The following is a 23,511-nucleotide window of genomic DNA, read 5'->3' as shown; positions in this document are numbered from 1 at the left end:
ACTAACGACTCTGGACAGAGGCAGCAGCGTAGGCACGGCTGGGTATCTCGCCGAGGGGTGCGTCAGCGGCCAACTCATGCAGCTTCAGGCGCAGCGTCGAATCGTCGATATCCGCGACCGCCGAGCGGCCACCCTGCGACGTCGACCCGGTGTCGGCCGCATCCGTGGCATCGCCCGCGCCCGCAGGGGCCGACCCCTCGTTCTGGGCCTGCTTGATCTGCACCGGCGCGTCCGGCTTGACCTGCCCCAGCCCGGAAATGATCACCTTGTCGTTCGCCGACAGGCCCTTGTTGATCAGGCGCCCGCCTTCCACGTCCGGCCCCAGTTCGACGTCGACCGCCTCGGCCTTGCCGTTCTTCACGACATAGACCTGGGTGCTCTGACGACCGTCCGAGATCGCGATATTGGGGACCACCAGCGCGTTCTTGCGCGTCTCGAGACGTACACGCGCCCGCACATAACGGCCGGGCATCAGCGCGTTGTTGGTGTTCTTCACGACCGCGCGCAGCTGCACCGTACCGGTGTCCGGATTGATCGTGCTCTGGGTGAAATCGACCACACCCTTGACCGGGAACGGCTGCCCGTTCGGCAGGATGATCGTGGCTTCGCGCGTGGCCTCGTCACTCGACTCCGATCCCATTTCCGACAACGCCTTGCCGCGGGCGATGGCATCGTCCTCGGGCAACGCGAACAGCACGTACACCGGATCGAGCTGGGTGATCGTGGTCAACTGGGTGCCGTTGGACACCAGTGATCCTTCGTCGATCTCGCGCAGACTGGTCGCGCCCGTCAGCGGTGCGTTGACCTTGGTATAGCCCAGATCGATCTGGGCGCTGTCGAGGTTGGCTTTCGCCTGCTGAACCGCGGCACGCGAGGTTTCCAGATCGGACAGCGCCTGGTCGCGCTCGGCTGCGCTGACGGCATTGACCTTGTAGAGGTGCTGGACACGATTGTACTGGCGCTGTGCCTGGTTCAGGCTGGCGTTCGCGCTGGCGAGTTCGGCCTTGCGCTGGTTGACCGTCGCCTGGAAGGGTTTCGGATCGATCGAGTAGAGCAACTGCCCTTCCTTGACAACCTGGCCTTCGGTGTAGTGACGCTTTTCCAGGATGCCTTCCACGCGCGCCAGCACCTGCACGGTGCGCTTGCCCTCGACGCGGCCCGGATACTCCGCGTAAACGTCGACGGTATGCGGCTGCACGGTGGTCACGTCCACCGGTATGGGCGGCGGTTGCTGTGGCTGCTGCTGCTCCCCGCTACTGCTGCCACACGCGGTCAGCGCCAGCATCACGGCCAGAGCGCATACCACACGCAGTCCGAACGCCCGACCCGCGGGCATTGAATACAGGTCGTGCATAGGATGTATCCCCAATCCGGAATTTTGCTGCTAGAGTGAACGACATGATACATACATTCTCGTATGTATGTAAGTTATTTTTGCGCTATGATCGCGGCTTGTAACAGGGGCGAATGACGTTCTTATGGCACGCAAAACAAAGTTCGAGTCGGCACAGACGCGCGAGCGGATACTCGACGCCGCAGAGATCGAAATGCAGGCACGCGGTGTTTCCCAGACGTCGCTGGAGCGTATTGCCGCGCGCGCCGACGTGACCCGCGGCGCCATCTACTGGCATTTCGCCCACAAACGGGCACTGCTCGAAGCCATGCTGTCACGCACCCACCTTCCACTACGTGATCTCAGGCAATGCCTGAGCCAGCACATACCCGGCAACGAGCCGCTGCGGCTGTTGCGCGAGATGATGCTGCACGGACTGCACCGGCTGGCCACCGATGCCCAACACAGACGTGTTTGCCACATCATCCTACATCGCTGCGAAATCACCGAACAGGGGCACCCTGCAGATGCACTCATGGGCGCCATGTTCGAGGACGCGCGCGCCGTCATGCTGTCGCTGTGCAGCGAAATCGCGGCACAGAAGCAGTTGTACGAGCCGCTGGCGCCGCAGGATGCCACCGACATGATCATGGCGTTCATGTCCGGCAACTACGAATGCGTACTGCGCCACCCCGATATCTACAATGCCAAGCGCGATTGGCAACCGATCGTCGACGCTTTGCTCAGCGGTATTTTCGATACCAGTTCGCTGGGCAGCGAATCGCTGCATTCGACGACCGTTCAGACCACCGGCTGCTCGAACTTCGAGCCGACCGACTAATCCCCTAATCCGGCTGGGCGGCCTGCGTATCGCCATCCGGACCCGCCGCATCGCCGGCCTCTTTCGGCGATGGCGGTTTGCCGTAGAGCATGCCGTCCGGATCGATCAGCTCCGATCGGATCAGGAAATCGAAGGGCTCGACGGGTTCGATCTCGATCGGCCTCGGCGGTCCTAGAAACCGGGGCCGCGTGGACAACAGAAACAGATCCACCACCGCCTTGACCCGGGCGAGATACTCGCGGGCCTCGGCGCGCAGCGGCTGCCTGCGATCCTCCTCCGGCCGGCTGTACGCCACGGCGTGAATACCGTTGTAGCGCGCGATGAACAGCGCCCTGTAGTCATGGTAACGCTGTGACACGATCACATAGTTGTCGAGCCCGAATATACGCTTGGCCCGCACGATCGAATCCAGCGTGCGAAAGCCGGCAAAGTCGAGCGTGAGCGCGGCATCGGGCACGCCCAGCCGCCGCAACGCCTGATACATCTTGCGCGGCTCGTTGTAGGTGCTGTCCGGATTGGCGCCCGATACCAGCAGATGCCGCACCCGACCCGCCGCATACAATTCCGCCGCGGCGATCATTCGATGCGTGAACAACAGATTGCGATTGCCGTAGCGCGTATAGGGGCTGGTTCCCAGCACCACGCCCACATCGTGCGCGCCCAGGCGGTCGATATCGTCGAAGATATGGTCCCGGGTCGCACTCACCACCCATGCATTGGCGGCCATCATCGCCAGCAGCAGGCACCCCAGCCCGGACAGACCGATGCTCGCGGCAAGCCGCAGGCCGGCCATCGACGGCATCCGCCACGGCGTGCGCAGTGAAACAGGGGTGGTGGCTGACGAAGCCGTCATGGACATCGGTACCGCGATACAGGGCAAGCACAGGATAGCGCGAGCCTAACAGCGTCAATAGACCGCTGCCCTAACGAAGCAACAATCGACAGCCGCTAGGAGGCTGTCGGATTCGGGGGTTCGTAGCGAGCCTGGTGGGACAGTGAGCAGCAATTGTCGTGATCTTGAGGCGCATCGTGGTGCGACGTAACGAAAGATCGGGGGGATCCATGCCGCTGTCCCGCCTGCGCAGTAGACTCATGCTGAGTCCGACAGCCTCCTAGTGGGCAAGCTTCCCGATCGCGGCCTCGAGACCATCCAGCGTCATTTCGTACATGCGATTGCCCATCAGTTCGCGTGTCATCTTGATCGAGGGGGTGTAATCCCAGCGCTCTCGCGGTTCCGGATTCAGCCACACGGCGTCCGGAAAACTCTCGAGCAGACGATCCAGCCACACCGCCCCGGCCTCTGCGTTCCAGTGCTCGACGCTGCCGCCGGGATACGCGATCTCGTATGGGCTCATTGTCGCGTCGCCGACAAATATTGCCTTGTAGTCGGTGGTGTAGGTATGACAGACATCCCAGGTCGGGTGCTGCTCGCTGCGCCGGCGACGATTGTCCTTCCACAGTCCCTCGTAGGGGAAATTGTGGAAATAGAAGTACTCCATGTGCTTGAACTCGGCGCGCGCCGCCGAAAACAGGCTTTCGCAGGTGGCCACATGGTCGTCCATGGAACCGCCGACATCGAAGAAGATCAGCAGCTTGACCGCATTACGACGTTCCGGACGCATCTTCAGATCGAGATGGCCGGCGTTACGCGCGGTCGAGCGGATGGTGTTGTCCAGATCCAGCTCATCCTCGGCGCCCTGACGGGCGAAGCGGCGCAGTTTGCGCAGCGCCATCTTGATGTTGCGCGTACCGATTTCCTGGCCGCCGTCGAGGTTGGCGAATTCGCGTTTGTCCCAGACCTTGACCGCCCGGCGATGACGCGAGCCATCCTGGCCGATCCGGATGCCTTCCGGATTGAAGCCGTAGGCGCCGAACGGCGATGTGCCAGCCGTGCCGATCCACTTGCTGCCGCCCTCGTGACGCTCACCCTGCTCTTCCAGGCGTTTCTTGAGCGTCTCCATGAGCTTGTCCCAGCCGCCCATGGCCTCGATCTGAGCTTTCTGCTCGTCGCTCAACTCGAGCTGTTTCATCTTCTCGAGCCATTCATCCGGGATATCGGTGGTCAGATCCTGGGTCGCGGCCTGGATGCCGTCGAAATAATGCCCGAACACCTGATCGAAGCGATCGAACTTGGCCTCGTCCTTGATCATCGTCGCGCGCGACAGGTAATAGAAATTGGTGACACTCATGCCGCCGACGTGCGCATTGAGCGCTTCCAGCAGCGTCAGGTATTCGGTCACCGACGGCTTGAGCCCGGCGTCACGTAGTTCGTAGAAGAATTCAATCAGCATGGCGTATTCGCGGCGCTACGATTGGAAACCACACACGTAGGTCGGCTTAGGCCGCAAGGCCCTAAGCCGACAAACGGGTTCGCGGCAGGATGTCGGATTACGCCTACGGCTAATCCGACCTACGCGGGAGTTAGCCGGATACCACATCAGCGTCGCGTCATGAATGCCAGACGCTCGAACAGATGCACGTCCTGCTCATTCTTGAGGAGCGCGCCGTGCAGCGGCGGCAGTGCATCGCGAGCGTTCTTGGAATGCAGCGCCTCGGCCGGGATGTCCTCGGCCAGCAGCAGCTTGAGCCAGTCCAGCAGCTCCGAGGTCGACGGCTTCTTCTTGATACCGGGCACGTCGCGCACGTCGAAGAACAGATCCATGGCGTCGGACAGCAGGTTCTTCTTGATGTCCGGAAAATGCACGTCGACGATCTCGCGCATCGTGTCCTTGTCCGGAAACGAGATGAAGTGGAAGAAGCAGCGGCGCAGGAAGGCGTCCGGCAGTTCCTTCTCGTTGTTGGACGTGATGATGATGATCGGCCGGAAACGCGCCTCGATGGTCTGGCGGGTTTCGTAGACGTCGAACGCCATACGATCGATTTCACGCAGCAGATCGTTGGGGAACTCGATATCGGCCTTGTCGATCTCGTCGATCAGCAGCACCGGCTGCTGATCCGCGGTGAAGCACTCCCACAGCGGCCCGGGCACGATGTAGTTGCCGATGTCGTGGACCTTCTGCTCACCGAGCTGCGAATCGCGCAGACGCGACACGGCGTCGTATTCGTACAGACCCTGCTGGGCCTTGGTCGTGGACTTGATATGCCACTGGTAGAACGGTTTGTTAAGCGCGGCGGCAACTTCCTCGGCCAGCATGGTCTTGCCGGTGCCCGGCTCGCCCTTGATCAGCAGCGGACGCTGCAAAGTGGCCGCGGCATTGACCGCAAGCTTGAGATCATCGGTGGCGACATAGCGTTCGCTGCCGGCGAATTGGATGGTCATAGGCTTATCGTTGCAGTGAAAATCGGGCCGCGGTGCGCGCGCGGGGCGGATCAGCCCTTCGCGCGTTCCTCGAGAACGGCAATGGCCGGCAACGTCTTGCCTTCCAGGAATTCCAGAAAGGCACCGCCGCCGGTAGAAATGTAGGATACATCGTCTTCGATGCGATATTTTTCGATGGCCGCCAGAGTATCGCCGCCACCGGCGATCGAAAACGCCTCGCTGCGGGCGATCGCACGGGCCAGCACATGCGTGCCACCGCCGAACTGATCGATCTCGAACACACCCAGCGGGCCGTTCCAGACGATGGTACCGGCGTCCTGCAGAATTCGGGCGATACGATCGCGACTGTCCGGTCCCACGTCGAGAATCATCTCGTCGCTCTCGACTTCGGAGACCGGCCGTACTTCCGGATGCGCCTCGGGCGAGACTTCGGTCGCCGCGATGACATCGGTGGGCAACGGAATCTCGCCGCCCCGATTACGAATTTCACGATCGATCAGGCGCGCAGCGCCCAGCAGATCGGGTTCGTAGAGCGACGCCCCGACGTTATGGCCGGCGGCCGCGAGAAAGGTGTTGGCGATGCCGCCGCCCACGATCAGCTGATCAGCAACGTTCGCCAGACTCTCAAGTAGCTCCAGCTTGGACGATACCTTGGAACCCCCGACGATCACGACCAGCGGGCGCGCCGGGTCGCCGAGCGCGGCGGTCAACGCCTCGACCTCGGCGGCCAGCAACGGTCCGGCGCAGGCGACAGGCGCGAACCGTGCCACGCCCTCGGTCGAGGCCTGGGCGCGATGAGCGGTTCCGAAGGCGTCCATCACGAACACGTCGCACAGGGCCGCCATCTTCTTCGCCAGCGCCTCGTCATTGGCTTTCTCGCCGACGTTGAAGCGCACGTTCTCGCACATGACGATTTCGCCCTCGCCGACCTCGACGCCGTCGAGCCAGTCGGTCACGAGCGGCACATCCATGCGCAGCAACTCCGACAGATAGCGGGCGACCGGGGCGAGACTGTGCTCGCTGTCCGGCTCGCCTTCCTTAGGCCGACCGAGATGCGACATGACCATCACCCGGGCACCCGCTTCCAGCGCCGCCTTGATGGTCGGCACCGACGCCTTGATACGCCCCGCGGAACTGACCTCGCCGTTGGCAAACGGCACGTTCAGATCCTGACGGATCAGCACGCGCTTGCCGGCCAGATCGACGTCTTCCATTTTCAGCATGGCGGTCATGGTCGCATTCCTCGGTCTTGTTGTTGCTTTACGGACTCGACGATCAGGCCTTGGCGAGCACCAGCGCGGTATCGAGCATGCGGTTGGAGAAACCCCATTCGTTGTCGTACCAGGAGCAGACCTTGATCATCTTGCCGCCGATAACCTTGGTCAGTTCCGCGTCGACGGTCGAGGAGACCGGATCGTGGTTGAAGTCCTGCGACACCAACGGCGCTTCGCTGTAGGCGAGCACGCCCTTGAGCGGGCCATCGGCGGCCTTCTTGAGCACGGCGTTGACCTCTTCCACCGTGGTGTCCTTGGAGACCTGCGCGGTCAGATCGACCATCGACACGTTGATGGTCGGCACGCGCACGGCAAAGCCGTCGAGCTTGCCGTCGAGCTCCGGCATCACCAGGCCCACGGCCGCGGCGGCCCCGGTCTTGGTCGGGATCATGCTCTGGGTGGCACTGCGGGCACGACGCAGATCCGAGTGATACACATCCGACAACACCTGATCGTTGGTGTACGAGTGAATCGTGTTCATCAGCCCGTATTCCAGACCGAAGGCATCGTGCAGCGGCTTGACCAGCGGAGCCAGGCAGTTGGTGGTGCAGGACGCATTGGAGATGATCTTGTCGTCGGCGTTGATCGTGTCGTGATTGACGCCGTAGACGATCGTTTTCATCTTGCCGGCGGGCGCGGAAATCAGCACCTTCTTGGCGCCGCCTTTCAGATGCGCGCTCGCTTTCTCCTCGCTGGCGAACAGGCCCGTACATTCGAGCACGATATCCACGCCCAGATCGCCCCAGGGCAGATCGGCGGGGTTGCGCTCGGCCAGCACCTTGATCTTGTCGCCGTTGACGACGAGGTTGTCGCCTTCTACCGAGACTTCGCCCGGAAAACGGCCGTGCGCGGTGTCGTACTGGGTCAGATGCGCGTTGGTCTCGGCGTTGCCGAGATCGTTGATCGCCACGATCTGGATCTCGTTCGTGCGACCGGCCTCATAGAGTGCGCGCAGCACGTTGCGACCGATACGACCATAACCATTGATACCGACTTTGACTGCCATAACTACCTCTTCGTTGACTGATAAACCCGTGCCGGGCGACTGAACTAGCCCCGCACCTGCGACTTGAGCGCCTCGACCACCGCGTTTGCGGTGACACCGAACGCCTCGTAAACCTGTTCGGCCGGAGCCGACATGCCGAAATCGTCGACACCGATCACCTGACCGGCCGCACCGACAAATCGATACCAGCTGTCCGAGACGCCGGCCTCGACCGCGACACGCGCGGTAATGCCGGCCGGCAACACCGATTCGCGATACGCCGCACTCTGGGCGTTGAAGACCTCCAGGCAAGGCATGGACACGACCCGCACACCGATGCCCTCGGCGTTCAGCCGTTCGGCCGCGGCCACGGCCAGCTCCAGCTCCGAGCCGGTGCCGATGACCAGCGCTTGTGCCTCGCCTTCGGGCTCGCGCAGCACATAGCCACCCTGGGCGATCGCCGCGATCTGGTCGGCGTCACGCGTCTGATGGTCCATATCCTGGCGCGACAGCACCAGTGCCGTGGGCCCGTTCGCGCGCTCGATCGCCGCCTGCCAGGCCACCGCCGTTTCCACATCGTCGCCGGGGCGCCAGACATGCAGGTTGGGAATCAGCCGCAGGCTCGCGACATGCTCGACCGCCTGATGGGTCGGGCCGTCTTCACCCAGGCCGATGGAGTCGTGGGTATAGACCAGAATATTGCGCGAACGCATGAGCGCGGCCATGCGGACCGCATTGCGGGCATAGTCCGAGAAGGTCAGGAAGGTGGCACCGAACGGCGTGAAGCCGCCGTGCAGACTCAGGCCGTTGGTGATGGCGGTCATGCCGAATTCACGCACGCCGTAATAGACATAGTTGCCGCTGTAGTCGAGCGCGGTGATCGCACGATGACCGTCGAAATCGGTTCCGTTGGAACCGGACAGATCGGCCGAACCGCCCAGCAACTCGGGCAGCGCCGCCGCATAGGCGCCGATCGCTGCTTTCGATGCCTTGCGCGTGGCGGTGCGCTTGCCATCGGACTGGGTCTTTTCGATGAACTGACGACACAGGGCCGACCAGTTCTGCGGCATCTCACCGGCAAGGCGACGCTTGAATTCGGCGGCGTCCTGCGGATGTTTTTGTTCGTAGTCGGCAAACGCACCCTGCCAGGCCTTCTCCGCGGCCGCACCCGCCTCGCGCTTGTTCCAGCCGGCGTAGATATCGTCGGGCACGGCGAAACGCGTCGTGTCTTTCCAGCCGATCTCGGCGCGTGCCGCCGCGATTTCATCGTCGCCCAACGCCGCACCGTGCGCTCCCGCCGTGCCCTGCATATTGGGCGAGCCCCAGCCGATCACCGTCTTGCAGCAGATCAGCGTGGGTTTGCGGGTTTCCTTCTTGGCGGTATCGATCGCCGTCTTGATCTCTTCGGCATCGTGGCCATCGACGTTGCGTATCACCTGCCAACCATAGGCTTCGAAGCGCGACGCGCTATCGTCGGTGAACCAGCCCTCGGTCTCGCCGTCGATCGAGATGCCGTTGTCGTCGTAGAACACGACCAGCTTGCCCAGGCCCAGCGTGCCCGCCAGCGAGCAGGCTTCGTGGGAAATGCCTTCCATCAGGCAGCCGTCGCCCACGAAACACCAGGTGCGGTGATCGACGATTCGGGCGTCGTCGTGATTGAAGCGGGCGCCGAGCGCCGCCTCGGCCAGCGCCATGCCTACCGCGTTGGCCAGCCCCTGACCCAGCGGCCCGGTAGTCGTCTCGACCCCCGGCGTCATGAAGTTCTCCGGATGACCCGGGGTCTTCGAATGGAGTTGGCGAAAATCACGCAGATCATCGATCGACAGATCGTAGCCGGCCAGATGCAGGGCCGCGTACTGCAGCATCGACCCATGCCCGTTGGACAACAGGAAACGGTCGCGGTCGGCCCAGTCCGGATTGCCCGGATTCATCTTCAGATGATCGTTGAACAGGACTTCAGCTATATCCGCCATGCCCATGGGCATGCCCGGATGGCCGCAAGTGGCTTGTTGGACAGCGTCCATGGCCAGAATTCGGATGGCGTTGGCGAGATCGCGGCGTGCGGGCATGGATAAACCTCTGGCGCAGCTTGACAAAGGCCGGCCATTGTCTATTAAAGCGTTGTAGCGGGCAACATGGCCAGGGCTCGTTCGACGGCAGCAACAGCCGGAACGCCGATCACTCCCGAACAGCCGACTTGTGTTGGAAATGGTTACCGGACAACCAGTTTAAGCATTTTTATTTCTTTACGATCAACATATTTTTATAATTATTTCTTATGCAAAGACATGGTTAAAAATTATGCTCTTTCAGTATCTTGGGATTTTTATCCCAATATCGGATTCCTCGATTACAAGAGTATCGACACGCACCGTGCGGCTAAAACACTGAAATAGAAAACATAAAAAGATCCAGCTGTGCTAGCGTCAGGCTTCGACGGTATTTGGGGTTACCGCAGCGCAACATCCTTGATACGCCCCTGCGACGTGCTCGCCACTTTGTGGTGGTCTGCTCACGCGCCAGGCCCTGGAGATGGCTGTCCGTAACCCGTAATTCGTTGCGAAATAAAAATGTAACGCACATTAACAAGCAGAGGGATCCCGCTATGACCGACGAAGTGAAAGACGATGATCTGATTGGGCAGGCAGCGAGCCGCATTCTGACCCCCGGCAAGATCAACAACGCGCGTCGCCGCTTTCTGACCAATACCGGCATGTTTTCCGCCGGTCTGATCGGCAGCACGCTGCTGGCGGCGTGCAACAGCGATTACGACAATGCCGCGATGGCACAGGATGGCGACACCAATCCGTTCACTGACATCGACATTCTCAATTTCGCGTTGAATCTCGAGTATCTCGAAGCCGAGTTCTATCTGTACGCGGCCACTGGTTCGGGTATCCCGCGCGAGATGACCACCGGCACAGGTATGCAGGGCACCGTATCCGGCGGTGCGATGGTCAACTTCGCCGACCCCGACGATGCCATGTTCGGCACCATCGTCCGTGAATACGCCAACGAGATCGCGGTCGACGAATACGATCACGTCAAGACCTTGCGCGGCGCATTGGGATCGGCCGCCGTCGCCGAACCGCAGATTGCGCTCGATACGGCGTTCAGGGCAGCTCTGGGCGCGGATTTCGACTACACCGCCAACCCGACCAACTTCCTGCTCGCCGCATTCATCTTCGAAGACGTCGGCGTCACGGCGTACAAGGGCGCCGCACCGCTGATTCAGGACCCCAACATCCTGTCGGTGGCCGCAGGCTTCCTCGCGGCCGAGTCCTATCACTCCGGACTGATTCGTACCATTCTCTATTCCCAGGCGCGTCGTAGCGGCAATCAGGATCTGTTCAATACGGTGCAGACCATTTCCAACGCCCGAGACAGCTTCGACGACGGTGGGGCGGCCGACAAGGATCAGGGCATTGCGCCGACAGACGACGTGCCAATGGGCGCGACCGGCCAGGCATCGAATATCGTGCCGCTGGACGATAACGGCGTCGCCTATGGACGCACCCCGGACGATGTGCTGAACGTGGTCTATCTCACCGCCGACGAAGCCAATCAAGGCGGCTTCTTCCCGGCCGGCACGAATGGCTACTTCAAACAGAGCAGTGCCGCGCCGGCGTCCAGCAGCGACACATAAAGTGCGGCACGTCGGCGACCGCTAGAGAATGGATCATCGTGCGACCGATGCGCCACTTCGACCCGGTTCGTTGATGTTTCTCTGAAGCAGACGAAGCCCCGGCTCCGGCCGGGGCTTTTTTACAGCGCTCCACCGCACGCAACAAGTAACAGGAATAATAAAAAACCGTCATATGAGTCGGTTTTTCACCGTCTCGTAACAGCGGGTCTCTAGGGTTTGTCGCTGCCAACGTTGGCCATAGACCAATCGAACCAGGGAGACCATTCATGACCCATAACCGTCCGCGCTTTCGCCTGCCTCGCATCGAGATCGACGAAGCCGAAGTCAAAAGCAACGAACCCGTGCGCTCGCAGAGCGATTCGCCGAGCATGTCGCGACTGCTGGAATCGCGCCTGAGCCGACGCGCCACATTGCGCGGCGGCCTCGGTCTCGCCGCCACCACAATTCTTGCAGGCGCAGGTCTGGCCGGCTGCTCGGACGACAACAACGACTCCGACGATGGCGACCACAACGCCGGAACCGGCACCACGCCGCCGGCCTCCTCGCAGACGTTGTCGTTCGACTCCGTGCCCCGCTCACTGGCCGATCAGGTGGTCGTCCCGGACGGCTACAGCGTGGACACCCTGCTGGCCTGGGGGACGCCCATCGTCGCCGGCGCCGCCGCATTCGACCCGGCCACCAATACCGCGGCCGATCAGGCCGGCCAAACCGGCATGCACCACGACGGCATGTACCTGTTTCAGGCCGACGACAGCCCCAATCAGGGTATTCTGGTCGTCAACCACGAAAACATCACCCGCGAGAACCTGCTGCCCGCGGGCCGCAGCGTCGACGGCGACGGCATGCCCAACGACCCCGAGCAGATTCGTCGCGAAATGGCGGCACACGGCATGTCGGTCGTGCAGATCGCCCGCGACGGCAACGGGCGCTGGGCGCATCAGATGTCAAGCTTCAACCGCCGCATCACGGCGATGACGGATATCGCGATGTCTGGCCCGGTGGCCGGCTCCGAGTATCTGGTCACCCCTTACAGCCCGGACGGGACCGCGACGCGCGGCACGCTCAACAACTGCGGCCGCGGCTTCACGCCCTGGGGCACCTATCTGTCCGGCGAGGAAAATATCCAGGGCTATTTCACCACCACCGATACCAGCCCCGCGCTGTCGCGCTACGGCATCGACGACGTCGGCTTCGGTTTTTTCTGGGCCGCGGTCTCCGATGACGCGACCGACGAAGACAACGGCGAGTTCGCCCGTTTCGACGTCACCGCCAACGGCTCGGGCGCGACCGACGACTGGCGCAATGAAGTCAACAACTTCGGCTGGGTGGTCGAAGTCGACCCCGGCGATCCGTCGTCCACGCCCAGAAAACGCACCGCGATGGGCCGTTTCCGGCATGAAGGCGTCGAGCCGAGCCTGATCACCGAAGGCAAGCAGATCGCCTTCTACATGGGCGACGATGCCCGTGGCGAATACTGCTACAAGTTCGTCACCGAAGACGCCTGGAATGCCGCCAGCCCGGCGCCGGACATGCTCGACCGCGGCACGCTCTATGTCGCCCGCTTCGACGACGACGGCACCGGCAAATGGCTGCCGCTGGATGTCAGCAAGAGCGCGACACTGGCCGGCCGCTTCGCCAGCCAGGCCGAACTGCTGGTGAACACCCGCATCGCGGCCGATCTGGCCGGCGCCACGCCGATGGATCGCCCCGAGTGGTCCGCCGTGGACCCGATCAGCGGCGACGTGTACTACACGCTCACCAACAACAGCGACCGGGGTAGCGACGGCGAAGAAGCGGTCAATGCCGCCAACCCGCGCGCCAACAACACCTACGGTCATATCATCCGCCAGACCGAAGCCGGCAACGATCCCGCAGCCACCACGTTCACCTGGGACATCTTCGTATTCGGTGCCCCGGCCAGCGCCGACGACAATATCAACCGCTCCGGCCTGACCACCGACAACGAATTCGCCGGCCCCGATGGCCTATGGTTCGATCGGCGCGGCGTGCTCTGGATTCAGACCGACAACGGCGGCAACGAAGTCGCCGACGCCACCAACGACCAGATGCTGGCCGTCATTCCGGCAGCGCTGTCCGGCGATCGCACCATCACACCGGACAATCAGGCCAGCCTCAAGCGCTTCCTGGTCGGCCCGCAGGGCTGCGAGATGACCGGCAGCGAGTTGTCGGCCGATGCCAAGACGCTGTTCGCCAACGTGCAGCATCCGGGCGGTCGCTTTCCGGACTACACCGATGGCGTGCCGCCGCGTTCGGCGACACTGGCAATCAGCCGCGACGACGGCGGTGAAATCGCCCTGTAAAAAAACGCACGGTGCAGACCTGCAAGGCCCGGCATAGCCGGGCCTTTTTCATGCCCGCAGTTGCGCCAGGCGCTCGACGCCGGCCGTGAGCGTCGCATCATTCTTGGCGAAACACAGCCGCAGCAGGCGGGTGTCCGGCGGGGTCTCGAAGAACGGGCTCAACGGCACCGCAGCCACACCCGCTTCGCGTACCAGCCACTGGCAGAAAGTCACGTCGTCGACATCGCGCACCGCGGAATAGTCGACCAGCTGAAAATAGCCGCCCGGCACATCCAGCCGCGTGAGCGGGGTCTCGGCGAGCATGGCCCGAAACGCGTCCCGCTTGTGCTGATAGAACGCCGGCAACTGCAGATAATGCTCGGGTTCGGCCGCCAGCATATCCGCGAACGCCCACTGCGCCGGGCCGAAGGTGGCAAAGGTCAGGTACTGATGAACCTTGCGAAATTCGGCGGTCAACGCGGGGGGCGCGATGCAATACCCCACTTTCCAGCCGGTGCAGTGATAGGTCTTGCCGAAGGAGCTCACGATGAAGCTGCGCTCGGCCAGTTCGGCGTGCCGGGCCACGCTCTGGTGCGCCGCGCCGTCGAAGACCATGTGTTCGTAGACCTCGTCCGCGAGCACCCAGACGCTCGTGTCACGCAGGGCATCGGCCAGCGCATCGAGATCGGCCGCGCTGAACACCGCGCCGGTCGGGTTGTGCGGCGAGTTGACGATGATCAGGCGCGTCCGGGCCGTGATCGCGTCGCGCACCCGCTGCCAGTCCACCGCAAAGTCCGGCAGCGTCAACGGCACGCGCACGGCGGTCGCGTTCTGCAGATCGATGGCGGGTTCGTAGCAGTCGTAGGCGGGGTCGAGCACGAGGACCTCGTCGCCGGCGCGCACGACCGCCGCGATGGCCGCGAAAATTGCTTCGGTTGCCCCTGACGTCACCGTGACCTCCGTGGCCGCGTCCGTGGCACGACCATAAAGGCGTTCGGTCTTGTGCGCGATCTGCTCGCGCAGCGCCGGCAGACCGATGCCGGGCGGATACTGGTTGTGCCCATCCGCCATCGCGCGGGTCAGCGCCTGGGTCAGTCGCGCCGGCGGCGCGAAATCCGGAAACCCCTGGCCGAGATTCACCGCATTGTGCTCGAGCGCGAGCTGGCTCATCACACTGAAAATGGTCGTGCCCACGCGGGGCAGCTTGGTCTCCAGGCTCGGCGTCATCGCCCTGCTCTCATCGTTCGGTGGCGTTGGAGGCAGATACTAGCATCGGCTGTCGTCGACACAGGGGCGAGTCGATACGCGGGAAATAGCTGTTCGATACAGACACGATGGGCTATACTCGCGCCGTCTTCAGGGCGGGGTGTAACTCCCCACCGGCGGTAAGCCGTTTTTCACGGCAAGCCCGCGAGCGCTTCGATCGTCTCGGTCGAAGGTCAGCAGATCTGGTGCGATTCCAGAGCCGACGGTCATAGTCCGGATGAAAGAAGACGCGCGACCGCTGCGGCCGGCCTAGTGTTTGCCAACGCCTGTGCGCCTGCTGCCCTGAAACGTTGACTCGGTTACAAGAGGACGTTTCATGCCATCGATTGATTCCCATCGCCATCCCAGGCTTGCCGCCGCGATCGCTGCCTTTCAGGCCGGCCTCCCGGTACTGCTGCTCGACGACGCCGACCGCGAAAACGAAGCGGACATCGTCGCCGCCGCGGAAAATCTGCAACCCGACACCATGATCAAGATGATCCGCAACGGCAGCGGCATCGTCTGCCTGGTGCTGGACGGCGCCAGCGTCAGCGCGCTCGGCCTGCCGCCCATGGTCAGCGACAACCAGGCCCGTCACGGCACCGGCTTCACTATCTCCATCGAAGCCGCCCACGGCGTGACCACCGGCGTATCCGCGATCGACCGGGTGACCACGATCAAGGCCGCACTGGAGTCGCTCGAAGGCGATCACCAGATCGTGAGTCCGGGCCATGTGTTTCCGCTGCGTGCCCGGGCCGGTGGCGTGCTCGAACGCCGCGGCCATACCGAAGGCTCGCTCGATCTGGCGATTCTCGCCGGCATGCGTCCGGCGTCGGTGCTCTGTGAGCTGATGAACGACGACGGCACGATGGCCGGCAATGCCGATATCGAACGCTACGCACGCCAGCACGACATGCCGGTGCTCACCATCGACGAGATCGCCGCCTGCCGGGCCGAGCTTGCCGAACAGTGCGCTTGAGCCGTCGGCGGCACGCCGTTGTCCGGGTCGCCCGCGGCTGTCAACGGATGACGCGGTGCCGGCAGCGGGCTATCCTCTAACGATGAAACGCGCGTACCGCAATGATCAGACGCCGGCCGAGCCCGAGACCGAGGCGGCCACACCGGAATTCTCCATCGACGCGCTGGCGCGCGAGACGGGCAGCACGGTGCGCAATATCCGCGCCTATCAGGATCGCGGCCTGCTGCCGCCGCCCGAACGCCGCGGCCGCAAGGGCATCTACAACGACGCCCACCTGTCACGCCTGCGCATCATCAACCGCCTGCTCGAACGTGGCTACACCCTGGCCAATATCGGTGAGCTGATCGAAAGCTGGGAACGCGGCAACGACATCGGCAGCCTGCTCGGCCTGGAGACGGCCGTGGCCAGCCCCTGGTCGGACGAAGTGCCCGACTACGTGACCATGCCGGAGTTGCTCAAGAAATTCGGCGGCAAATTCTCGCGCAGCGCGCTCAAGAAAGCCGTGGAACTCGACGTGGTCCGGCCCGAAGGCATGCGTTATCGCGTGCCCAGTCCGCGCATGCTGCATGCCGGCGCCGAACTGGTGAAGGTCGGTATTCCGCTCGAGGAAATGCTCGACGTGGTCGCCTATCTGCGACGCAACGTCGAACAGGCGGCCGACGAAATGGTGCGACTGGTCGCCATTCATGTGTTCGACCGCTACGGCGAAGGCAAGCTGCCGCCGTCGGAGGACATGCCTGCACTCGCCGATCTCATCTGGCGCTTCCGGCCACTTGTGGAAATGGCGGTATTGCCGGAAGTCGCACGCGCCATGGCCAAGGCCGCCGATCAGCACCTGGGCGATCGCCTGGCCTTGCTGATGGAGCATCTGCACGACGCCCGTTAGGCCACGGCTCGCATCGTGAGGGCCTGAAAAGACCATTGATGCGGCATCGCAACATTGCAGTTGCGCTCACAAAACTGTTGTGACATTGTTTGATGTAACGATTACATTGAACATGTCAATGACGCATGCGCTTCACAACGCGCCGACAGCCGACGAATCGATTTCGATTCGGGGAGACGGCGTGCAGCTGGCCTGCCACAGCCGCGGCGATTCGAGCGCGCCCACCCTCGTATTCGTGCACGGCTATCCCGACACTCATGCCGTCTGGGGCCCTGTCATCGATGTGCTGTCGCAGACGTTTCACTGCGTCAGCTACGACGTGCGCGGTGCGGGGGCGTCGACACGTCCACGGGCAACGCGGGCCTATCTCCTCGCCTATCTCGAAGCCGATCTGCGAGCCGTCATCGACTGGGCCAGCCCGGACGCGCCCGTGCATCTGATCGCCCATGACTGGGGCTCGATCCAGAGCTGGGAAGCGGTCACCGACCCGCGACTCGCCGATCGTATTGCCAGCTTCACATCGATGTCCGGTCCCTGTCTCGACCACGTCGGCCATTGGCTGCGCGGCCAATGGCAAACCGATCGGCCCGCGCTGAAGAAGCAGGCGCGCAGATCCTGGTATATCGCCGCGTTTCATGTCCCGCTGCTGCCTAGCCTGATCTGGCGGACCGTGCTCGTCAGACGCTGGCCGACGATCTCGAAGCGCCTGGAAGGCCAGTCGCTGCCGGTCAACCCGACGCTGGCGCAAGACGGCGCTCATGGCATCAAGCTCTACCGCGCGAACGTCGCCGCGCGTCTGTTCAAGCCGCGCGCACGCACGGCGCAGTGCCCGGTTCAGCTGATCACCCCGTTGCGCGACGCCTTCGTCGGGCCCGGGTTTGCCCACGGCCTGGAGCGCTGGGTCGAGGACCTGACCGTAACCCCGATCGACGCCGCCCACTGGGCGGTGCTCACGCATCCGCAGTCGATCGCCGAGCACTGCGTGCGGTTCATTCGCCGCCACGGACCGGCGTCGCCAACGCTCCCTGCGGCCCAATCCCCTGCGCGTCCAGGGCCCACGGCCTGAGCGCATCCACACAGGACAGCTGACATGAGCAAGACCGCAACGGAACTCGATAACAACGGCACCGGCTACAGCGGCCCGGTCATGCCGCAGCAGCGCGACCTGCATTTTCTGCCACCCGCCGATCGCATCTGCGACTGGCACCAGGCCGGCCCGAACGTGACCCAGTTCATGAACGCGTTGTCGCTGTTCTTCCCGGCCGGCGAGCGCATGTTCATCGATGCCGTACGCGCCTATCGCGACGAAATTCCCGATCCGGATCTCAGAAAGGCCGCGACCGCGTTCATCGGCCAGGAAGCCATGCACTCGCGCGAGCACACCGAGTACAACCAGCTGATGGATGCCGCCGGGCTGCCCGCCAGCGAACTCGACGCCCAGGTCTGGGCGCATACCGAGTACGTGAAGAAGCACAGCTCGAAGGTCACCCCGCTGTTGATGACTATCGCGCTGGAGCATTTCACCGCGCTGATGGGCGACACCCTGCTGCGCTATCCCGAGCAGATGGGCGGCTCGCAGGAGGACTACGAGCGCATGTGGCGCTGGCACGCGCTCGAGGAAGTCGAACACAAGGCCGTGGCCTATGACGTATTCGAAAAATGCGTCGGTCGCGGGCCCAGGGCCTACGCCATGCGCAGCGCGATCATGCTCACCACCACAGCCACTTTCTGGCCTCACGTGATGATGTTCTATCGCCGTCTGGCCGCGGCCGACCCGGGCTGCCGCAAGGCCGGCTGGCGCGGCCACCTGAAGCTCGCCAACTTCATGCTCGGCAGGCCCGGCTATCTGCGCAAGCTGCTGCCCGAGTATCTGGCTTACTTCAAATACAGCTTCCATCCCTGGCAACAGAACAACGCCGAACTGCTGGCCGAAATCGACGAACTGGTCGGCGACGCCGAGGCCGCCTACGCGAGCCACCACTAGCCATCTGGGCGCACGCATCACGCGCCGCGACAACAATCCCGCACGGAGGAACGCCATGAGCAAAAACGCCACAGACATGCAAGACAAGACGCGCGCTATCCCGCACAGCGAGCACGTCAACGTCATGCCCGAGCGGCGTGATCTGCACTTCCTGCCGCCGGCGGATCGCATCAGCGACTGGCACAAGGAAGGCCCCAACGTCACCCAGTTCATGAACGCGATGTCGCTGCTGTTCCCCGCCGGCGAGCGCATGTTCATAGACGCCGTGCGCAGCTATCGCGACGAGATCCCCGACCCGGATCTACGCAAGGCGGCGACCGCGTTCATCGGCCAGGAAGCCATGCATTCGCGCGAGCACATCGAATACAACCAACTGATGGAAAACGCGGGCCTGCCGGCCCACAAGCTCGACCGTTTCACCTGGAATCTGCTCGAGCGGATCAAGAACAGCAGCTGGAAGTCCATGCCGCTGGCCGCAACCATCGCGCTCGAACACTACACCGCGCTCATGGGCGACATGCTGCTGCGTTATCCGGAAATGATGGCCGGGTCACAGGAAGACTTCGAGCGGATGTGGCGCTGGCACGCGCTCGAGGAAGTCGAGCACAAGGCCGTCGCCTACGACGTCTACGAGAAGTGCATCGGTCGCGGGCCGCGCAACTGGGCGGAACGCAGCTTCGCGATGACGCTGGCCACCGCCCTGTTCTGGCCGGTGCTGATGAGCTTCTACTGGCAGATGGCGCAAGCCGACGAAAACTGCCGCAAGCAGGGCTGGCGCGGCCATGTGAAGCTAGCCAACTTCATGTTCGGCAAGCCCGGCTTCATCCGCAGGATGCTTCCGGAGTTCGCCAGCTACTTCAAGTACAGCTTCCACCCCTGGCAGCAGAACAACGCCGATCTGCTGGCCGAGCTCGACGAGCTGGTCGACGACGCCGAGGCCGCCTACGCGACCCATCACTGACCCGCCCCGCCGCCAGCGCAAAAGCCGCGGTTCATGCCGCGGCTTTTTCCTGGTCTGGCGTGACGGTGCGGCCTACGCGTCGGGCGTCGTCGCAGCCGGATGCAGATGACGGGCCACAGCCACGTATAGCGCCAGGCTCGACTCCACGACGACATCCAGCGGATCGCGATACCGGCTGAGCGTCCAGTACATCGCGATATGCAGGGTCGACCCGACAAGGCCCGCCGACACGATCGCCGGATCCGTGCCACGCGCCCGTTCGAGTTGAAAGATCGAACCCACCAGTTCCTGCAGCATGCGGGTGAAGTTCTGCGTGGTGCCTCGATAGAGCTTGTCGATCTCACCGCTGATGCCGAAGATCTCGATCAGCAGAATGCGCGCCGCGCCCGGCTGGTGATACATGGTCTCGAAGAACACCCGCAGGCCGGCTCGCGCCGTGGATTCGGGGTCCGCGGGCGCGGCGTCGATCGCCGCCACCACATCGGCCTGCAGGCGCGCGACCAGCGTCTTGTAGACCTCGGCGAACAGCGCCTCCCCGTTGCCGAACGACTCGTAGAAATAGCGCTCGGTCAGCCCGGCCTCGCGACACAGCGATTTTACCGTCGCGGCGCGAAAACCGTCGCGGCCGAACACCGTGATGCCGGCCTCGACGAACTGCGCCCGCCGGGTGCGCCGACGTTCCTCAAGGCTGCGGCCACCGTAGGCCCGACCCTTGCCCGCGGGTTGTGTCGCTGACGCTTTGCTCATGCGCCCATATTGACATCAAACGGTGTCAGAAGTAACTTTGACAATATCTAATGTCAGATTTCAACTTGCCGCTCGTTAGCGCGCAAGTACGCGGATTCGGCAGCGTCGCGCCAATCGATCGCCCCACCGATCCAATGCTGCAGAACCCGGCCCAACAAGGACCCTCATGAAAGACCTGAACAGTAAAGTCGTCGTCATCACCGGCGCCGGGTCCGGCATCGGCCGCAGCCTCGCCACGCTGTGCGCCAGGCGTGGAGCAAGGCTGGCGCTGTGCGACGTCGACGACGACGGCCTGGCACAAACACGTGCGGCCTGCGGCGATACGACGGTATTCACCGCCCACGTGGATGTCGCGGATCGCCGCGCGATGGACGCGTTCCGCGATCAGGTCGTCGAACACTATGCGCGGGTCGATCTGGTGGTCAACAACGCCGGGGTGGCCCACTCCCAGACCATCTCCGATACCGAGTACGACGATTTCGAGTGGATCATGGGGATCAATTTCTGGGGCGTGGTTCACGGCACCAAGACATTCCTGCCGCTGTTGCAGGAAAACACCGGCAGCGCGCTGATCAACGTCTCCAGCGTATTCGGCATCATCAGCGTACCCACGCAAGGCACTTACAACGCGACCAAGTTCGCGGTACGCGGTTTCACCGAAGCGTTGCGCCATGAAACCGCGGGCAGCGGCCTGCATGTGATGTGCGTGCATCCGGGCGGCATCAAGACAGCCATCGCCCATTCGGCGCGTTTCTATGTCGGCCCCGACGGCAGCAGCGACCAATCCAAATCGGCCGGCGATTTCGTCGACAAGCTGGCCCGGACGACGCCCGACCAGGCGGCCCGCAAGATCCTCGACGATCTGGGCAAGAAGAAGGGGCGCTGCCTTATCGGCGTGGACGCGAAGATCATCTCCGTGATCTCGCGTCTGATCCCGGTCAACTACTGGAAAGTCATGTCGCGCCTGATGCCAGGCTGACGTTCCACCACCCGGAAACGAAAAAGCCGCGCAGGTCACTCTGCGCGGCTTTTTACCGAGCGGGTCGCCCGCAGTCGCGATCAGATCGCGGCCGTGGTCACGAAACGCGTCTCGAGATAGGACTCGATCGCCTCGCTGCCGCCTTCCGAGCCGTAGCCGGAATCCTTCACGCCGCCGAACGGCGTCTCCGGCAGGGCCAGACCCAGATGGTTGATCGAGATCATGCCGGCCTCGATTTCCTGACCCAACCGATGCGCGGTCTTCATCGACGAGGTGAAGGCGTAGGCCGCCAGGCCGTAAGGCAGGCGATTGGCTTCCGCGATCGCCTCGTCGGTGTCCTTGAACGTGTTGAACACGGCGACCGGGCCGAACGGTTCCTCGTTCATGATCTTCATCTCGGGGGTGAGATTGGTCAGCACCGTCGGTTCGAAGAAATAGCCGGGACCGTCGGCCGCCTTGCCGCCCAGCCGCACGTCGGCGCCCTGCTTCCTGGCGTCGTCGATCATGTCGCCGACCGCGCCCGGGCGCCGGTCATGCACCAGCGGGCCCATGCGGGTGTCCTCTTCCAGGCCGTTACCGACCTTGATCGAACCGGCCGCCTTGACGAACTGATCGACGAACTCCTCGTACACGCCTTCCTGCACCAGGAAACGCGTCGGCGCGATACAGACCTGACCGGCGTTCATGAACTTGCCGATGCTCGCCATCTTCACCGCCGTCTTCATGTCGGCGTCGTCGAAGATCATGGTCGGCGCATGGCCGCCCAGTTCCATCGTGTTGCGCTTCATATGCGCACCGGCCAGCGCGGCCAGCTGCTTGCCCACTGCGGTGGAGCCGGTGAAAGAGATCTTGCGAATCACCGGATGCGGGATCAGGTATTCGGAGATCTCGGCGGGCACGCCGAAGACCAGATTCACCACGCCTGCGGGCACCCCCGCATCGACATAGCAGCGGATCAGTTCGGCCACCGAGGCCGGCGTTTCTTCCGGGCCCTTGAGGATGATCGAGCAACCGGCGGCGAGCGCGATCGAGACCTTGCGCACGGCCTGATTGAGCGGGAAGTTCCACGGCGTGAAGGCGGCCACCGGACCGACCGGATGCTTGCTCGCGATCTGCTGAACGTTGGCGGCCCGCGCCGGGATCACGCGGCCATAGATACGCTTGGCCTCTTCCGCGAACCAGTCCAGCGTACCGGCCGCGCCCAGCGTTTCGCCGCGCGCTTCGGCCAAGGGCTTGCCCTGCTCCATGGTCATCAGGCGGGCGATGTCGTCGGCGCGCTCGCGCAGGAGTGCTGCGGCCTTGTTCAGCGTCGCCGCGCGCTTGACCGCGGGCACCGCACGCCACTGCTTGAAGCCGGCGTCGGCCGCTTCCAAGGCGGCGTCCAGATCAGCCTGGCGGGCACGGGCATGGTGGCCGATGGTCTCGCCGGTGGCGGGGTTGATGACGGCGAGCGTGTCGCCGCCTTCAGCGGCTTTCCACTCACCGTTGATCAGCAGCGAGACGTCGGGATAGGTCTGGGTCTTGTCGAGCATGTTCTCTCCTCGAACGCTTGGCAGGTCATTGAAATCGATGCCAACCATACACCGGACGCACCGTCGGCGACGTCATGCATGGCGCGCAAATTATTAACCCGTCAGCAAACGGGCGCCCGCGGGGAATACGCTTAAGGACGACCGATGAGTGTCGCGGCGGGCAACGCACACTACAACCGTGACGGACAACCGCCAGACGGAGACGCATGGCGCAACCGCGGGCCTGAGCGAGCGAACACATCGGAACTGTGAGGCACGGATATCGTTGGCGGCGAAGGTCTCGACCCGCCCACCGGTATGTCCACTGTGTCCACGTGGCCGGAAGGAAGAACGCCACGGCGTCAGCGTCCATTCGGGCGCGCTGTCAGCGGATATCCGCGCGATCGCCCGCGCCCCGGCACGCACAGCTGAACTGATCAGTATCGATCAGCGCTCTTGCGAGAACGCGCGGGCGGGTCGTTGCTGGCAGTCGCCATATTGTCAGGCGAACACGACCGAGGCGCTCAAAACCGCTTAGCCGTTTTCGCCGCAGCGGCAAC

19 protein-coding genes and 1 riboswitch are annotated in these 23,511 nt (G+C 63.3%); of the genes, 9 read left to right on the top strand and 10 right to left on the bottom strand.

All coding sequences use genetic code 11. The features are described from left to right. Position 1: 1 nt before the first annotated feature. Positions 2 to 1,354, bottom strand: a complete 1,353-nt coding sequence (locus ACFOSU_RS02370; RefSeq protein ID WP_380686077.1) for an efflux RND transporter periplasmic adaptor subunit — start codon at positions 1,352 to 1,354, stop codon at positions 2 to 4. Positions 1,355 to 1,478: 124 nt separating this feature from the next. Between ACFOSU_RS02370 and ACFOSU_RS02365 the strand changes: the two genes are divergently transcribed. Next, positions 1,479 to 2,174, top strand: a complete 696-nt coding sequence (locus ACFOSU_RS02365) for a TetR family transcriptional regulator (RefSeq protein WP_380686075.1) — start codon at positions 1,479 to 1,481, stop codon at positions 2,172 to 2,174. A 4-nt stretch (positions 2,175 to 2,178) separates the two neighbouring features. On the opposite strand, the gene ACFOSU_RS02360 is transcribed toward ACFOSU_RS02365, so the two are convergent. From ACFOSU_RS02360 to tkt, 6 genes are all read right to left on the bottom strand, one after another. Continuing rightward, positions 2,179 to 3,027 carry a SanA/YdcF family protein gene (locus ACFOSU_RS02360; protein WP_380686073.1) on the bottom strand — a complete coding sequence of 283 codons (849 nt, stop codon included), beginning with the start codon at positions 3,025 to 3,027 and terminating at the stop codon, positions 2,179 to 2,181. 259 nt (positions 3,028 to 3,286) lie between these two features. Beyond that, positions 3,287 to 4,465, bottom strand: a complete 1,179-nt coding sequence (locus ACFOSU_RS02355; RefSeq protein WP_380686071.1) for a vWA domain-containing protein — start codon at positions 4,463 to 4,465, stop codon at positions 3,287 to 3,289. A gap of 146 nt (positions 4,466 to 4,611) precedes the next feature. Next, complete coding sequence (locus ACFOSU_RS02350) at positions 4,612 to 5,454, bottom strand: AAA family ATPase (protein ID WP_380686069.1); 843 nt, start codon at positions 5,452 to 5,454, stop codon at positions 4,612 to 4,614. Between the two features lie 50 nt (positions 5,455 to 5,504). After that, entirely contained in the window at positions 5,505 to 6,686 is a 1,182-nt protein-coding gene (locus tag ACFOSU_RS02345; RefSeq protein WP_380686067.1) for a phosphoglycerate kinase, read from the bottom strand. A gap of 43 nt (positions 6,687 to 6,729) precedes the next feature. Continuing rightward, a complete protein-coding gene (gene gap, locus ACFOSU_RS02340; protein ID WP_380686065.1) occupies positions 6,730 to 7,734 on the bottom strand; it encodes a type I glyceraldehyde-3-phosphate dehydrogenase in 1,005 nt (334 codons plus the stop codon). A 44-nt stretch (positions 7,735 to 7,778) separates the two neighbouring features. Next, positions 7,779 to 9,782: a transketolase gene (tkt, locus tag ACFOSU_RS02335; RefSeq protein WP_380686063.1), complete on the bottom strand. Its 2,004-nt coding sequence runs from the start codon at positions 9,780 to 9,782 to the stop codon at positions 7,779 to 7,781. 536 nt (positions 9,783 to 10,318) lie between these two features. On the opposite strand from tkt, the gene ACFOSU_RS02330 reads away from it, so the two are divergent. Together ACFOSU_RS02330 and ACFOSU_RS02325 are read left to right on the top strand one after the other, a co-directional pair. Further along, the gene (locus tag ACFOSU_RS02330; protein ID WP_380686060.1) at positions 10,319 to 11,359 is read left to right on the top strand and encodes a ferritin-like domain-containing protein; all 1,041 of its coding nucleotides are present in this window, start codon (positions 10,319 to 10,321) and stop codon (positions 11,357 to 11,359) included. A 368-nt stretch (positions 11,360 to 11,727) separates the two neighbouring features. After that, positions 11,728 to 13,680, top strand: coding sequence for a PhoX family protein (locus ACFOSU_RS02325; protein WP_380686447.1), 1,953 nt, complete (start codon positions 11,728 to 11,730; stop codon positions 13,678 to 13,680). A gap of 48 nt (positions 13,681 to 13,728) precedes the next feature. Here ACFOSU_RS02325 and ACFOSU_RS02320 read toward each other — a convergent pair whose 3' ends face one another. Beyond that, positions 13,729 to 14,886 carry a methionine aminotransferase gene (locus ACFOSU_RS02320; protein ID WP_380686057.1) on the bottom strand — a complete coding sequence of 386 codons (1,158 nt, stop codon included), beginning with the start codon at positions 14,884 to 14,886 and terminating at the stop codon, positions 13,729 to 13,731. A gap of 121 nt (positions 14,887 to 15,007) precedes the next feature. After that, positions 15,008 to 15,158: riboswitch (FMN riboswitch) on the top strand. 83 nt (positions 15,159 to 15,241) lie between these two features. Between ACFOSU_RS02320 and ribB the strand changes: the two genes are divergently transcribed. The 5 genes from ribB to ACFOSU_RS02295 all read left to right on the top strand — a co-directional run bounded on the left by ribB (position 15,242) and on the right by ACFOSU_RS02295 (position 19,714). Continuing rightward, complete coding sequence (gene ribB / locus ACFOSU_RS02315; RefSeq protein WP_380686055.1) at positions 15,242 to 15,883, top strand: 3,4-dihydroxy-2-butanone-4-phosphate synthase; 642 nt, start codon at positions 15,242 to 15,244, stop codon at positions 15,881 to 15,883. Between the two features lie 82 nt (positions 15,884 to 15,965). Beyond that, a complete protein-coding gene (locus ACFOSU_RS02310) occupies positions 15,966 to 16,769 on the top strand; it encodes a MerR family transcriptional regulator (RefSeq protein WP_380686053.1) in 804 nt (267 codons plus the stop codon). 118 nt (positions 16,770 to 16,887) lie between these two features. Further along, positions 16,888 to 17,835: an alpha/beta fold hydrolase gene (locus tag ACFOSU_RS02305; RefSeq protein ID WP_380686051.1), complete on the top strand. Its 948-nt coding sequence runs from the start codon at positions 16,888 to 16,890 to the stop codon at positions 17,833 to 17,835. Positions 17,836 to 17,859: 24 nt separating this feature from the next. Beyond that, complete coding sequence (locus ACFOSU_RS02300) at positions 17,860 to 18,753, top strand: metal-dependent hydrolase (RefSeq protein WP_380686050.1); 894 nt, start codon at positions 17,860 to 17,862, stop codon at positions 18,751 to 18,753. Positions 18,754 to 18,808: 55 nt separating this feature from the next. Continuing rightward, on the top strand, positions 18,809 to 19,714 hold the full coding sequence (locus ACFOSU_RS02295; protein WP_380686048.1) for a metal-dependent hydrolase: 906 nt from the start codon (positions 18,809 to 18,811) through the stop codon (positions 19,712 to 19,714). Positions 19,715 to 19,786: 72 nt separating this feature from the next. Here ACFOSU_RS02295 and ACFOSU_RS02290 read toward each other — a convergent pair whose 3' ends face one another. Beyond that, a complete protein-coding gene (locus ACFOSU_RS02290; RefSeq protein ID WP_380686046.1) occupies positions 19,787 to 20,461 on the bottom strand; it encodes a TetR/AcrR family transcriptional regulator in 675 nt (224 codons plus the stop codon). A 166-nt stretch (positions 20,462 to 20,627) separates the two neighbouring features. Here ACFOSU_RS02290 and ACFOSU_RS02285 point away from each other — a divergent pair, with 166 nt between their 5' ends. Further along, entirely contained in the window at positions 20,628 to 21,440 is an 813-nt protein-coding gene (locus tag ACFOSU_RS02285) for an SDR family NAD(P)-dependent oxidoreductase (RefSeq protein ID WP_380686044.1), read from the top strand. Between the two features lie 80 nt (positions 21,441 to 21,520). Here the strand turns inward: ACFOSU_RS02285 and ACFOSU_RS02280 are convergent, their stop codons facing one another. Beyond that, on the bottom strand, positions 21,521 to 22,972 hold the full coding sequence (locus tag ACFOSU_RS02280) for an NAD-dependent succinate-semialdehyde dehydrogenase (RefSeq protein ID WP_380686042.1): 1,452 nt from the start codon (positions 22,970 to 22,972) through the stop codon (positions 21,521 to 21,523). Positions 22,973 to 23,511: the final 539 nt, after the last annotated feature.

Source organism: Salinisphaera aquimarina (genome assembly GCF_042643355.1).
Taxonomy (GTDB): Bacteria; Pseudomonadota; Gammaproteobacteria; order Nevskiales; family Salinisphaeraceae; genus Salinisphaera; species Salinisphaera aquimarina.
This window is presented reverse-complemented; position numbering and strand designations above follow the sequence as displayed.